This window comes from Marinifilum sp. RC60d5, from assembly GCF_052400665.1.
GTDB lineage: Bacteria > Bacteroidota > Bacteroidia > Bacteroidales > Marinifilaceae > JBQTGK01.
This window is the reverse complement of record NZ_JBQTGK010000003.1, coordinates 83,752-99,843: the sequence shown is the minus strand read 5'-3', so window position 1 is coordinate 99,843 and position 16,092 is coordinate 83,752. Positions and strand designations below refer to the sequence as shown.

Below are 16,092 nucleotides of genomic sequence, written 5' to 3'. Positions count from 1 at the left end.
GTTTAAAATATTAAAAAATGAAAAAATACTATATATACTTATTCGCATTAGTTGGAGTTTTAGGCTTCTTCACAAGTTGTGATGAAGACGGAGACCAACTGGTATTAAGCGATAACGTAATAGCTCCTACTCTTACTTTACCCGATTTAACTTTAGTAAGAGCCAATGGTACTGATAACGTAGTTTTTGAATGTACTCCTGTTGATCCTGGATTTAACGCATCTGCAACTTATTTTCTTGAAGCATGTCCAGCAGGAAATAATTTCGAAACTGTTACTCAAATTTACAACGGTGTAACTTGCAATAATATTGAATTAACTGTAAACGAGCTAAATTCAATTTTACTAAACGGTTTTCCGGAAGATGTAACAACTTCTGTCGATTTTAGAATAAGATGCGTACTCGAAGCTGATGCCGGACTCGGAGTTGACGACTTTGTATACAACTCAGAAACAGTAAATGGTAATATAACCATATTTGGTTTACTTCGTCTGGATGTACTAATTGACGGAAAAGATACACAAAAAATCCAATCGCCAGGTAGCGATGGCATTTACGAAGGATATGTGAAATTTGATGCTGGTGATGCATTTACTTTGCATGATCCTGATAATGCAATTACTTACGGAGCCGGAACTAGTGGTCTTGCCGTAGATGGCTCTGCAATTACAGTTGCTGATGCTGGCTGGTATAGTTTCACTGCTAATACCAATGATCTTTCCTATACTATGGAAGCATATAACATTGGTCTTGTTGGTGATGCAACTCCAAATGGTTGGAATGCTCCGGATTCTAAAATGGATTACAACTTAGCTGATCGTACCTGGGATATTACTATCGATTTAACTGATGGTAATTTCAAATTCAGATTAAACGACGGATGGGCATGGAATCTTGGTGGTAACGGAACAGCCGACGGTAGCGCTGACAACTATGATGATGATAACATGACAGTTCAGTTAAGTCAGGGTGGTAAAAATATTCCTGTATCTGACGGAGCTGGTAACTATACCATTAAACTAGACATTAATGGATCAGTAGCAACTGTTGTTAAAAATTAATACATGAATAAATTAAGGGGTGCCATTACACATTGCACCCCTAATATATTATCTATTTTATTCAAAATATTAATCATATTAGTACTAAACATTTAAGTATGAAAAAAAATATATTTACCAAATTAATAGGTCTTACTCTCTCGGCTTTACTTTTAGTATTTGCCGGTTGCGATAAAGATGACCTGGTTAAATTAGATGCCGAAATGGCTACCTGGCAAAACGACGGAATTACTTCTACTTCTGTTGAAATAAGCGGAATGGTAGTAGCCGAAAGCGATGGCATTATTGAGTATGGTGTAGCTGTTGCTACTGCAGAAAATCCAACTATTTATGACAATAGAAATCCTGCTGAAAAAATCGACAAAGCAGTTTACTGGGTAACAGTAGAAGGTTTGGAACATTTAACAACCTACCACTACAGAGCTTATGCAATTATGACTGATGGTTCCATAATTTATGGAGAAGACGAAACATTTTCAACTCTTGCCAACCTTGCCACTGTAACTATTAACGAAGCAAGTAGTATTACTGATATTTTTGCTCAAATAACTGCCAATATTCCTTACGATGGAAAAGCAGAAGTGACCGCAAAAGGTGTGTGTTGGAACATGGAAACTCTTCCAACTATTGAAAATGACACAACTTTAAACGGAAGCGATATAGGTGAGTTTACAGCTGATTTAAAAGGCTTATTACCTGCAACAACCTATTACGCCCGTGCTTATGCAACTAACTCTATTGGAACTGAATATAGTGAAGAAGTGAGTTTTACAACTAGCAATGGTGTTGCGGTACTTACAACCGATAGTGTAAGAGATGTAACAAAAACAGAAGCAAACGTATATGGTAATGTAATTGTAACTGGTGGTGTTGATATTACCGAAAGAGGTTTTGTATATGCAATGGCTGAAAATCCAACTACTGCTGACACTAAAATTTCAGATGCTGAAAACACTACAGGAACTATGACAGCAGCTCTTTCTGGGCTTGCTTCAGGAACTACTTACTTTGTAAGAGCTTTTGCTACTAATAGCGAAGGAACAGCTTATGGTGATAATATCGAATTCTCAACCATAGCAGATATCACTACCTGGTACTTACCTGGCGATTACGTTGCTGATAGTTATCCTGGATCAACGTATAATAACTGGGATCCAGCTAATTCTCCTATTGTGAAAAACACTACCGACAATCCAACTATACTTGAAGGATTTGTATATATGGCTAATGTTGATAACCAATGGAAATTTACTGGTCTTCCTAAATGGAATGATCCAACAAATTACGGTGCTGGTGCAAATGAGGGTGAATTAGATATTACTGGTGGCAACTTCCACTCTCCTGCCGGATATTATAAAGTAAATGTTAATCTATCTAATTCTCCAATTAGCTATACTGCTGTTGCTACAGAGTGGGCAATTATTGGTGATGCTACTCCTGGCGGGTGGGGTCCTGATACCGACTTAACTTTCGATCCAACAACACAAACCTGGAGAGGAAACATGCACCTAACTGCTGGAGAGTATAAATTCAGAGCTAACAATAACTGGCCAATTAATGTCGGTCTAAACGAAGGAGATACTTATCTATCTCAGGATGGTTCAAATATGGTAAATGAAGTTGAAGCAGACTACGAAATTGCTCTTGACCTAAGTACTCCTCATGAATACACTTATGTTGCTAACCGTTGGGGATTAATTGGTGATGCTACTCCTGGTGGATGGGATACTGACACAGATATGACTTGGGATGCTACAAATGAAGTATTCACTGCAACTGTTGATTTAACTGTTGGTGAATTTAAATTCAGAGCTAATGACGACTGGGGTGTTAACTTTGGTGGCGACTTAAGTGCATTAACTCAAGATGGAGCTAACTATCCAATTTCAGAAGCTGGAAACTACACTATTACTTTAAATACTGTAACTAAAGCAGCTACACTTACTAAAAACTAATAATTCTTTCTTAAAAAGAGCATGCCTTTGGTATGCTCTTTTTTTTACACACAGCTTACTAAACCGGATTTGACTCAAGCAAAGCTAATTATGAAAAAATTTTACACTTATATTCTTTCGTTTCTATTACTGATTCCAGTAATTGCAAAAGCACAAATCACTACAGTTCCCGAGTTTCCTAGCGTAAATACAGAGATCACCATCAATTTCGATTCCTCAAAAGAATCTCGACTAGGCACTTTCTCTTCCGATTTATATGCACATACTGGAGTTATTATCGAAGGAAACACCGAATGGCAACATGTAATCGGAACCTGGGGAGATAATTCGGTTCAACCAAAACTCACCAATAATAACGATGGCACATACACACTTGTAATCACCCCAAACATTACAGAATATTATTCTGTTGCTTCAGGAGAAGTTGTAGAACAAATTGCACTTGTTTTTAGATCGGCCGATGGAAACCAACAAACCGATGATATTCTAATTGATGTTTACGAAGATGGCTTAAATGTTAGTTTCTCCTCTCCTGCCAACAATATGCGATTTGCAAAAAATGAAATTATTCAGGTTGATATTAAATCTAATATCAGCGAAAGCTTAAGCTTATATCTTGATGAAACTTTAGTTAAAAACACAACTACCGAACAAGAAATTAGTACTACAATACAAAGCAATATTTTAGGAGATCATAAACTCATAGCCGTAGCAACATACGGTGGCGAAGAAGCGCGCGATACCATCGATTTCTACATTAGAGAAGATGTAATAGTAGAAGACATGCCCGAAGGTATTATAGAAGGTATTAATTATATCGATGACAATACTGTGACTTTGGCAATGTACGCACCCAACAAAGATTACGCTTATGTTACAGGCGATTTTAACAACTGGGAAATTGACGACACCTATCTTATGAAAAAAGATGGTGATTATTACTGGCTAACTCTCGATAACCTAACTGTAGGAAAAGAATATATTTTTCAGTATGTTATTGATGGTAATATAAAAATTGCAGATCCTTATGCCGATAAAATTTTGGATCCATGGAATGATGAGTATATTTCGGATTCAACCTATCCGAACTTAATCGCCTACCCTTCTGATAAAACAACAGAAATTGCAAGTGTTTTCCAAACCGGACAAAACCAATACAACTGGACCGATTCACAATTTACAATGCCTGCCAAAGAAGATCTTGTTATTTACGAATTACTTATACGCGATTTTACCGATGCTGGAAACATAAAAACAGTTACAGATACTTTAGATTATTTACAACGCTTAGGTGTAAATACAATTGAATTAATGCCTTTTAATGAATTTGATGGCAACGATTCATGGGGATACAATCCGGCATTTTATTTTGCTCCTGATAAAGCTTATGGAACAAAAGATGATTACAAAAATTTTATAAATGAATGCCACAAAAGAGGAATTGCTGTATTTATGGATATGGTTTTAAATCATACCTTTGGCCAATCTCCTTTCTTAAGAATGTATTTCGATGGAACAAATCCTACAACTGACAATCCTTGGTATAATGTTACCAGTAACTTTCAAAATCCCGATGCCCAATGGGGATATGACATCAATCACGAAAGTGAAGCCACTCAAAAACTAGTAGATAGAATTAACGCCTACTGGATAAACGAATATCACATTGATGGATTCCGTTTCGATTTTACAAAAGGTTTTTCAAATACATCTTATGGCACTTCTTCGTGGGGAAGCGATTACGATGCCAACAGAATTCGGATTCTAAAGCGCATGAGCGACGAAATTTGGAATGTAAAATCGGATGCTGTGGTAATTTTCGAACATCTTGCTGATAATAGCGAAGAAACAGAGCTTGCTAACCATGGTATTTTATTGTGGGGAAATGCGAATGGAAATTACAACGAAGCCACAATGGGTTACAACGAAAGTGGCAAATCGGATCTAAGCTGGACTTCGTGGAAGCAACGTGGTTGGGATGCTCCCCAAGTAGTAAATTATATGGAAAGTCACGACGAAGAACGCCTGATGTATAAAAACCTTACCTATGGAAATTCTTCTGGAGATTATAATACCAAAGATGTAAGCACCGCTTTATTGAGAATGGAAGAAGCTGCTGCATTTTTCTTCACCATTCCCGGCCCCAAAATGGTGTGGCAGTTTGGAGAATTAGGCTACGACATATCCATTGATGAAGGAGGAAGAACCAGCAAAAAACCAGTTCTTTGGGAATATCAGAATAATTCCGACAGAAAAAAATTATATGAAGTTTATGCTGCTCTTATTAAACTAAAGAAAGAGGAAATTGCCTTCGAATCGAGCGATTTTACCCTAATAACAAGTTCGGCCCTAAAACGAATCGAAATCAACCATACAGATATGGATGTTCGTGTGATTGGTAACTTCGATGTTGAAGCTGGTGAAATAGATCCCAATTTTAGCAAACCAGGAATCTGGTACGACTATTTTAGTGGACAGGAAATCAGCGTAAGCGATGTAAACGCAAAAATAAATTTGGAAGCAGGAGAATATCATATTTACACAACTAAACAGTTAACTACTCCTGATATTGCTGCTGCTCCTGTTGCAAGCAATGTTAAAATCAGTGGAACATTTCAGGAAGATGAAATACTTACAGCTTCTTACGATTACTCTGATATTAATGACGATTTGGAAGGAATATCTATTTACCAATGGTACAGAGCCGATGATTCAAACGGAACAAACGAAGAAATAATTTCGGATGCTACAGGTTTAAGCTATACTCTTTCTGCCGATGACAGAAACAAATACATTCGTTTCGCAGTTACTCCGGTAGCACAAACTGGAGAATTATTACAAGGAAATATTGTTTACAGCAGTTATTCCGACGCAATTGTCTCCATTGTAAATGCTCCTTCGGCCTCAAATGTTTCAATTAGTGGTATTTTCCGCGAAGATGAAACTCTAACGGCTTCATACGATTACTCTGATGCAGAAAATGATGCAGAAGGAAACTCAATATTCCAGTGGTATCGAGCCGATGATACAAACGGAACAAACGAAGAAGCCATTTCGGGGGCCACAGAGCTAAATTATACTTTAATAAGAGCCGACAGAGCAAACTTTGTTCGTTTCTCGGTTACTCCTTTGGCGCAAACTGGCGTAGCCTTGCAAGGGAATATCGTTTACAGCGATTACAGCGACGAAATAGCCTATTCTACCGGCATTAATGATATCTTGGATCAGGAATTAAGTATGTATCCAAATCCGGTAAGAGACATTCTTCATATAGAAAATATGAAAGGTGTGAAATCATTACAATTATTCGACTTATCGGGTAAATTGCTAATGGCACTTAATACACCAAACAAATCAGCAGAAATAGACTTAAGCAAGCTATCGAAAGGAATGTACATAATGGTTTTTGAAATGGAAGACCACTCTAAATTAAGCCGAAAAATAATAGTTCAATAGTAGTTTTTTTTATAGTTTATAGATTAGTTAAAAATCCCGCTAACCAATTCATTTTGATAGCGGGATTATTTATATTTTACGATCCACAAACTCTGCTAATTTTTACCGAACAAATACTTCTATCAGTCTACTAAACAGAAATATTTACAGAAATTTCATCTTAGAAAGAAAATAAATTTAGAAATACCCAACTAAAAAGTATTAATACATTTGTATCTGCGTTTAAATAAAATATCGACCGAGAGACCTATTTCATGCGAATTGCGTGTATAACGAGTATAATTATTAATAGATAATTCGTAGGCATAAAACAGTTTATATATAATATTTTTATTATTTCCATATATTCTTGTTCCTGCCTTAAAAACCAAAGCATGATAATTCTCTCCAGTACCTTCATTTAAATGACTCTTATAAGAAAAACCACCTACCAGCGGATCGGAAGCAAAATCGACACCAATATTCAAATTATTGGCAGCCTTACTGTTTAATACACTTTCTCCTCGTTTTTCATACAACAACCAGGGAGTAATACTAAATTTACTTTTACGATTAAAACTATACATTTTAGTTAGATACTCACTTTGCACATGAAAAGTAAATCTCATTGGAAGTTTCTCTTTTTGTCCCTGAAACGATTCATTAGGGCGAGTAAAATGATGAAGTGCAAGACCTATTGTATGTGTAGCTGCATTTCCAAATATTCCTTCGGTCCGAAAGTTTACCAATCCTCCTAGCGAAAAATCGATATAATTTCTTTTGTTCTGATCGGCTACAAAACTACTGCCATAAATTTTACCATAAATTTCATCCAACTGATCGCTAAATGTCAACCTACTAATATCTATTTTTTTTTCGTTATAACTCGCCGATAATCCCAACTGAAAAAAAGCACCCGAATACTTATCCAAATCACCTCGCCAGGAATAATGTCCCCCAAAAGAATTTGTTGTTAATAGAGATTCTCCTTCAATATCCGACAAAAGAAAAACACCAAATCCATTAGAACTATAACTCTTCCAATCAACATTACAATGTTTCGTACTAAATTCACCAGGAAAATTTAGCCATTGCCTTCTGTAAATAAAATTCGTAGTAATTACGCCTTTCTCCATTCCCGCAAAAGCCGGATTAAAATATGTTCGATTTTGATTAAACAAAGAAAACTTATAATCCTGTGCAAAAACCAATTTTGTTGAAAACAAAACAAACAACCAAATCGTAAACAACACAAATTTTAGAAAAAATCTCAAGTTAAATATTTTTAAAGATTAATATCGAAAATAAAAACGCGTAAATATATAGCATAAAAATTAAAAAAAATAGCTTAATTTTAATTTTTACAATCTAATATAATAATAAGAACTTGCATTTTATTAGATATACTGTATTAATTCGTTATTTTTACGAAAATTTATTAATAAAGTTATTGTATTGATTAATATCAGTTTTAATTAAACAAAACACAATATTACCACTTTAAAAATATTTACAAACCCAATTATTCAATTAACAATATACAAAGAAATACAACTATTATTTAACAATTTAACTCATCACTATAAAGTAATTAATAATATGATCCCATTTTACTCAAAACAAATAAAAAGAATACTTAAAAGTGTAATTATTCTTCTCACACTTTTTACCAGTTTTAATGCATACGCCGAAGATCCACCAAACTGTGACTTTGGAGATGAAGATGGGTACTTTTATCACTGGGATTTTAGTGCTGAAAAATTGGAATTTAAATTCGAATTGAAAAACCTAACGGAAGAATCAATTGCTAATAATATTTCTGAATATACAATTGATTGGGGTGATGGATCTGCGACAGAAACAGTTGCACCAAAGAAATTCCCACTTAAACATACCTATAGTACACAAGATCAGTTTAACCTAATTATTACCGTTACCTATTTAGGAAAAAAATACTCTTATAAGTATATAGTCTATAATACTGTTCCTGATGCAGTAATTGAAAAAATCGAAGGAGATAATGGATGTACTGGACAAAAATTTGTATTTATATTAAAAAACTACAAAAACAATCCTCCAGCAACAACATACCGATGGACATTTGGAGATGACTCAACACCAATAATTTGGGATTATAATGATATTATTGACAACTCTTCCATTATTGATCATACATATACAAAAACTTCTTGTGATTTTGAAGGTGATGAAGATCACTTTGCTACAACTGTAAGCCCTAGAATAAGAATTGATGGGAATAACTTAAAAGGATTTGGAGTAAGTGTAAATGACATTACAATTTCCAAGGATATAAATTTAAACTTAGATCTATCTATAAATGGTGAAAATAAAATCATAACTGACAACCATACTGGCTGCATAAACAATACACTCTTTTATTTTAAAAACGACTCATACTATGGTTTAGATAATGCCTTTTGTGAAGCTACAACCGATCACGAATGGATAGTAACAAAATATGAAGAAGGAACAGAAGTAGGTAATGCTGAATTGGGAACCGAATATTACTTTAAAAAAGGAGATGAAAATTCCAAAGAAGATATATCAATAATATTTTTAGAAACAGGAACCTATAAAATAACTTTTCATTTAGCGAATGCGTGTAGTAGTTCTGAAGTAACTACCGGAGAAATTTCAATCTACGAAAACGAAAACACAACAACCTACACTCCCGACGCTTACTGTCTGGCAGATAATGAAACTGTAAGTTTTACAACTACTGAAGATCCGGAAATTGAAGCCATACAAGAAACTATATATTCATGGACAACTTCATCAGGAGATTACGAGTTTGTTGAAGAAACTGATAAGCATAGCCAAAACCCAAAAATTAAATTTAAGGAAGCAGGTAAACATACAGTATATCTCGAAAAAACCTCACTTTGTGGTACCGAGAATTATGAATACATAGTAGAAGTTTCGGATGTTCCTGTTGTAAGTATAAACATGCCCGACGACTTAAGCGAAGGAGGATATTGTGGAACATATACCTATAGTCCAACCGCAAGCTTTACCGATAACGGAAAAGAAACTTTTAAAATTGAAGACAATGAAATTGATGAGTACAAATGGACCTTCGATAACAATGGAACAATTACAAGTTCTACAAACAGAGAACCAGGAGCAATAACTTTCGACAAATATGGAAAATCAAGTATCAGCTTACAAGCACACAATAATTGTGGATGGTCTGAAATTGATAAAATTGAATTTGAAATATACGAAATACCAACACCTGTAATCGATCGTATTGATCAGGCCTGTCAGGAAGAAGAGATTAGCTATACCGCCCAACCTGATGACATGGCATCTTACCAATGGACTTTCGGCGATGGAACTTCAAACAATACTCAAGAATGTAAACACACCTTTTCCTCTTCGGGCACTTTTACCGATAAACTAACAGTTACATCGAGCGATGGATGTAGTAATTCTATTGAAAAAGAAATAGAAATTATAGCCAAACCAAGTGTTAATGCTGGAGCTAATTTATCAATTTGTAATAGCGATACTTCATTTGAAATAAACGATGCAAATGCCAAAGACTATCTTTCTATTAAATGGACTACAACAGGAGATGGTACTTTTTCTGATGACAAAATTCTTCAACCCACCTACACTTTAGGAACTGAAGACCATACTAAATCATCAATAGAACTGACTTTAACAGTACAAGGAAATGGAACTTGTGGTGAAGAAATAAGTACAAAAACCATTAACATCACTCCTATACCAACAATCAGCTTTGATAAAACATCTGATAAAATTTGCCAATATTCTACCTACGAAATTAAAGGTGTGAATGTTGAAAATGAGAGCTCTGTTGAATGGACTGCAAATAAATCCGGCACATTTGAAAATAAAAATGCAAACGAAACAAGCTTTACCCCTTCTTCCGATTTTTCTGGAACAGTAATCCTAACACTAACAGCTTTCGGTAATGGATCATGTGCTGAAACACAAGAATCGTTTAGCCTTACAGTTGTAAAACAACCAACAGTAAAGGCTGTAGCTGATAGTCAAATTTGCGAAGGAGAAGATATTAACCTAAATGGAACTTCAAGTAGCTCTGTTGTTAAATGGCTAAGCGATGGAGATGGTATTTTTTCTAACGAAAATGCCTTAACCGGCACTTATACTCCTGGCAGTAAAGATATAGAAAATGGATCTGTAAATCTGGAACTACAAGCCTTAGGCAAGGCTCCTTGTGAAATTTCTGATTTTACAAATGTAGAAATATTTAAAAAGCCAAGTGCAAATGCCGGAGCCGATGACAGTATGTGTAAAACTGTTTCGAGCTATACCATTATAACCGGAAGCAATGCAGATATGGCTAAAGCAAATAACTATAGTAGTATTTCATGGACTAGTTCGGGAACCGGGACGTTTACAGACAATACAATTCTTAATGCAACATATACTCCAAGCAAAAAAGATTTAGAAGACGGAAGTGTAGAATTAATCTTAGAAGCCAAAGCCAATGGCGCCTGCTCCCAATCGGCAACCGATAAAATGATTTTAACTTTAACGGATATTCCGGTAGTAGAAGCCGGCGATGACATAACATCATGTCAGGCAAGTCAAATTAATTTAAGCGCAACAGCAAAAAATCACTCCAGTGTATTATGGACTACATCGGGTAAAGGAATTTTTTCAGATCCAACTCAATTAATTACCAGTTACCAACCAGATCCTGATGAAACTGGAAATTACACGCTAACACTCACAGCAACATCTACAGGATCTTGCGATGATGTTTTCGACGAACTGCAAATCACAATAATTGGAAAAGTAAAAGCCAATGCCGGAAATGATGGTGAGGTATGCTCAAATGGAACTTACAATCTTTCCGATGGAGAATCAGGAGCTAGCACATATTCGGCTTCTGAATATGAATGGACCAGTGAAGGAGATGGAACTTTTGACAATCCAAAAAATATTAATGCCAACTATACTCCAGGCTCAAGCGATATTACAAATGGATCAGTAAAGTTGACTCTAACAGCTCAACCTGAAGCTCCTTGTAGCGAAGAACATTCAGACTCTATGATCCTGACAATCACCAAATCGCCAACAGCTAATACTGGAGAAAACAAAGCCATTTGTCAGGGAGAATCTTTTAATATGGAAAATGCCAGCACACAAAATAGCTCTTCTTTAAAATGGGAAACATCCTCATCCGATGGTTTCTTCGAGAACGAAACAAGCCTTAATGCAACCTACCACCCGGGAAAAGATGACACTGGCAAATACACTTTAAGCCTAATTGCTTATGGTGAAGGCTCCTGCTCATTCACAAAAGATGAAATGGAACTAGACATTACTCCAGCCCCAACTGTAAGCATAGAAGATAAAGCAAGCATTTGCGAAGATGGTAATTATACCATTCAAAATGCCCATGTTAATAACAGTCCTGGATATACATGGAAAACCTCAGGACTAGGCACTCTCACAAATACTGACGACCTAACACCAACTTATCAAACTGCCGAAAACGAAACCGGCGACATTACAATAAGCATTACTGCCGAAGGAAACGGAAAATGCGGATCCATAAGCGCTCCTACCACAATATCAATCATTCCTCATCCATTTATTGATGCTGGCGATGACGATGAAGTTTGCTCTAACCAAACCTATGCAATGAACATAGGTAGTGAAATGGGGCAAATTAATGCAAAATCGTGGTCGAGCATTGAATACAACTCTTCGGGAGACGGAGACTTTATCAATCAAGATGGATTACAGGCAACTTACATTCCTGGAGATAATGATAAAATAAATGGTGAAGTTAATATTTCAATTAAAGCCAATTCGATTAGTCCTTGTAACGAATTTGCCAAAGATATAATGACTCTAAAAATTACTCCAGCCCCAGAAATAAACGCTGGAGCCGATGATAAGATTTGCGAGGGAGATTCTTATGAACTAATAAATGCAACACAGCAAAATACATCAGAATTAATTTGGACAAGCTCGGATGGTGGTTCTTTTTCGAATGCAAATATTCTTCAAACAGTTTATACTCCCGAAACTGGTAAAACTGGAAATGTAACTCTTCAATTAACAGGAAAAGGCAATGGTTCATGTATAGAAAAATCTAGTTTAATGTCTTTACAAATTGTACCTGTTCCTAAAGTAAAAGCAGGTGATGATGCCAGTATCTGCTTTAATAAGAATTATGATTTAACATCAACAATTGCCAGCTCATTCTCAACAATACTTTGGACTACCAGCGGCTCGGGCACATTTAGCAATGCCAGTGAATTACATCCTACATATCTGCCAAGCAAAGAAGATTACGAAAGTGGCAAAGTAACACTTACCATTACCGTACAAGGCCTTACTCCCTGTTTACTAGAAGACAGCGATGAATTAGAATTACAGTTTATCGAAGCTCCTTTTGTTTTTGCTGGTAACGATGATGAAATTTGCGAAGAAAATGGAAAATATACCATTAAAGAAAAAAGTGCCGAAAACCCAACAGGTGCAGAAATAAATGGTGTTAGTTCATACTTATGGGAAACAAACGGTAAAGGATCTTTACAAAACAGTAATACTATAACACCTACCTATATTCCTGCCGAAAACGAGACAGGAGTTATTCAAATTACCTTAAAAGCTGTGGGATTTTCAAATTGTGATAATACCGAAGACACAATGGAATTAACAATTATCCCAACTCCCGAAGCTGATTTTAGCATAGGAACAAGCTGTATAGAAAGCACTGTTGCTTTTTCTGATAAAAGTGATGGTAAGATGTATTCCATTGAAAAATGGTCGTGGAACTTTGGTGATGAAAGTGTTTCTGAAGAGCAAAATACAGATCATGAGTTTACCGAATTAAAAGACTATACTGTTACTTTATCGGTTACCAATAACAAAGGCTGTTCCTCTTCAATAGAGAAAACTGCAAGTATTCATCCGCTACCCGAAGTAAAGTTTTCTCATGATACTTACGCTGCAATAGATATCCCTACCAAGTTTATAAATGAAAGTACAAATGCAGTAAGCTACTTATGGAATTTTGGCGATGAAAGCACATCTTCCGAAATCGATCCATCGCATACTTACGTAACAGAAAATGTTTTTAATGTACTACTAGAAGCAGAATCGGCAGATGGATGTTTTAATTCTTATAGCTCAACAATTGAAGTAATAGGAAAACCCGAAGCAGGTTTCACAAAAACACCCGATGGATGTGGTCCTTTAAGTGTAGAGTTCACCAATACTTCGAAAGGAGAATACCTAAACTATTTCTGGGATTTTGGTAACGGAATCACCTCATTGGAACAAAGCCCTAAACCAGTTACTTTCGAACCTGGTAAACTAGCAGACACAACTTATACTGTAGTGCTAAAAATTGAAAATAAAGCAGGAGTATCGAGTTTTACCGATTATGTAGTTGTTAAACCACTACCAATTCCGGCATTCGAAATTCTACCTACTTCCTATGGCTGCTCTCCGGTTGTTCGTAGTATTTATAACTACTCGAAAGGTTTACCCGATAAATATTCTTTTGATTTTGGTGACGACGAAACTTATGAGTACGAATCTAAAGATATTGAACGCCCTTTCGAGCATACTTTCTTTACCGGAGATACAAAAACAATATATCCAATTAACCTTACTGCAAGTAATGAATGTGGCGATAGAAGCATTACAAAAAATATGACGGTATTTCCTAACACAGCAGTTGCTGTATTTAAGGCCGATCAAATGGAAGGATGCGCACCTCTTACGGTAGCATTTGAAAACCTATCGAAAGGTGCTGGAGATTATTTGGAATCGGACTGGATTTTTGAAAACGGAGAAGTTGACATTAGAGATACAAAAGGAGAAACCGTTTATCACACCTTCGAAAAAGCGGGTGTTTACGAAGTACAACTTAGTGTTCACGACACTTGTGCAAGCGATATTACAACACAAAAAATAACTGTTGTTTCGGCTCCCGAAATCGACTTTGAAATTAAAATGGATAATCTATGCGATCAGGAGCAGGTATATCTTTCGGTAAGCGAAGACACAAAAAGCATGTTTACCAATTTTACCTGGGACATGGGAGATGGAAACTCTAAAACCGGAGCCGAAATCACGCACAAGTATACTTCTGCCCAAATTTTCACTATTCAATTATCGGCTATTTACTTAGATAATGGATGTGAAAAATCAGTAAGTAAAAAAATTGAAATTAATAAAAAGCCTAAAGCAGAATTTGCAATCAGCAATATAGAAGGATGTGAACCTCTTAATGTAAGCTTCACAAACAATTCGGCTGATTCTGATTTTTACCAATGGAATTTTAATGATGGGGCAAAAAGCACAAAAGAAAACCCTGAACATACTTTTAGCACGGGAGATTATGAAGTTTCTCTTATTACTGAAACAGAAGAGGGCTGTCTGGACACCATAACAATGAATGTTTTGGTACACCCAACACCTATTGCCGAGTTTAGTATTTCTAACAAAACAGCTTGTAGTGCTCCCTTCAGCTTAGCTGTAACAAATACTACTGCAAATAAAGAATTAAATTCATATACCTGGGATTTTGACAATGGAACAATTAGTAATGCAACAAATCCTACAGAGGAAACTTTTAATGACTATGGAGATTTTTCAATTAGTCTGATAGCCGAAAATCAATTCCTTTGTGCCGATACATCTGTTCTCGAATTTAATATTTATAAAAAGCCTATTCCTGCCTATCAAATTATTTCTAAAACTACCTGCGAAGGAGAAGTGATTGAATTTCAGGACTTATCGGAAAATTCACTACAAACCTATTGGGAATTTAGCGATGGATTTACAACAGAAGGCAAAAGTGCAAGCCATATTTTTACCAGTTACGGACAATACAATTTGCACTTAAAAACTGTGGGAGAAGGAAATTGTGCTGATAGTATCCTCGAAAAAAAAGCAATTAAAATTTATCCTATTCCAGTTGCCGATTTTTCGTGGGAAAATATCAATACTCTTCCCGAGGGTGTTGAAATAGACGAAGGAGAAACACTACCTAATAATGGAACAGTACAATTTAATAATTTAAGCGATGAGTTTAATGATGATTGGATTGCAGAACAATGGTGCAATTACAAATGGGATTTTGACGATTTAAATTCATCTTATGAAAAAAGTCCTGTTCATAAATACACTAATAACGGCGATTTTTATGTCACTTTATTTACCGAATCGCCATATTCTTGTAAAGATTCTATTACCAAAACTGTGGAGGTAGATTTAATGAGTGGCTTGTTTGTTCCTAATGCTTTTAATCCTGGTAATCCAGATCCTCAGGTTAGTTTATTTTTACCAAAAGGAATTGGATTATTTAAGTACCATATAGAAATATTAGACAGCTGGGGAAATTTTATCTGGGAATCGGAAAAAATAGAAGAAGGCAGACCTGCCGAAGGTTGGGATGGAACCAAAGATGGAGAAGTTATGCCACAGGGAGTTTATATTTGGAAAATAAGAGCTGTATTTAAAAATGGAGTAAGCTGGCAGGGAATGAAAATTAATGGTAAGTATTACCGTGAAGGTTCCGTTACCTTAATTCAATAGATTACTAAAATTCAAAATAAAATAATGGAGAGTCGGAATAAAATTTTAATTCCAGCTCC

General features: G+C 35.6%; 5 protein-coding genes. 4 read left to right on the top strand and 1 reads right to left on the bottom strand.

Annotation, left to right across the window (positions count from 1 at the left end):
• Positions 1 to 17 precede the first annotated feature (17 nt).
• The 3 genes from ACT3CE_RS07975 to ACT3CE_RS07965 all read left to right on the top strand — a co-directional run bounded on the left by ACT3CE_RS07975 (position 18) and on the right by ACT3CE_RS07965 (position 6,472).
• Positions 18 to 1,061, top strand: a complete 1,044-nt coding sequence (locus tag ACT3CE_RS07975) for a SusE domain-containing protein (RefSeq protein ID WP_444709241.1) — start codon at positions 18 to 20, stop codon at positions 1,059 to 1,061.
• Positions 1,062 to 1,159: 98 nt separating this feature from the next.
• The gene (locus ACT3CE_RS07970; protein WP_444709240.1) at positions 1,160 to 3,016 is read left to right on the top strand and encodes a hypothetical protein; all 1,857 of its coding nucleotides are present in this window, start codon (positions 1,160 to 1,162) and stop codon (positions 3,014 to 3,016) included.
• Positions 3,017 to 3,106: 90 nt separating this feature from the next.
• On the top strand, positions 3,107 to 6,472 hold the full coding sequence (locus ACT3CE_RS07965; protein WP_444709239.1) for an alpha-amylase family glycosyl hydrolase: 3,366 nt from the start codon (positions 3,107 to 3,109) through the stop codon (positions 6,470 to 6,472).
• 191 nt (positions 6,473 to 6,663) lie between these two features.
• Here ACT3CE_RS07965 and ACT3CE_RS07960 read toward each other — a convergent pair whose 3' ends face one another.
• Positions 6,664 to 7,725 carry a PorP/SprF family type IX secretion system membrane protein gene (locus ACT3CE_RS07960; RefSeq protein WP_444709238.1) on the bottom strand — a complete coding sequence of 354 codons (1,062 nt, stop codon included), beginning with the start codon at positions 7,723 to 7,725 and terminating at the stop codon, positions 6,664 to 6,666.
• A gap of 325 nt (positions 7,726 to 8,050) precedes the next feature.
• Here ACT3CE_RS07960 and ACT3CE_RS07955 point away from each other — a divergent pair, with 325 nt between their 5' ends.
• A complete protein-coding gene (locus tag ACT3CE_RS07955; RefSeq protein WP_444709237.1) occupies positions 8,051 to 16,033 on the top strand; it encodes a PKD domain-containing protein in 7,983 nt (2,660 codons plus the stop codon).
• Positions 16,034 to 16,092 lie beyond the last annotated feature (59 nt).

Excerpts from the sequence above, each read along its gene's own strand:
- ACT3CE_RS07965 (WP_444709239.1), top strand. The coding sequence starts at position 3,107 with ATGAAAAAATTTTACACTTATATTCTTTCGTTTCTATTACTGATTCCA.
- ACT3CE_RS07970 (WP_444709240.1), top strand. The coding sequence starts at position 1,160 with ATGAAAAAAAATATATTTACCAAATTAATAGGTCTTACTCTCTCGGCT.
- ACT3CE_RS07975 (WP_444709241.1), top strand. The coding sequence starts at position 18 with ATGAAAAAATACTATATATACTTATTCGCATTAGTTGGAGTTTTAGGC.
- ACT3CE_RS07955 (WP_444709237.1), top strand. The coding sequence starts at position 8,051 with ATGATCCCATTTTACTCAAAACAAATAAAAAGAATACTTAAAAGTGTA.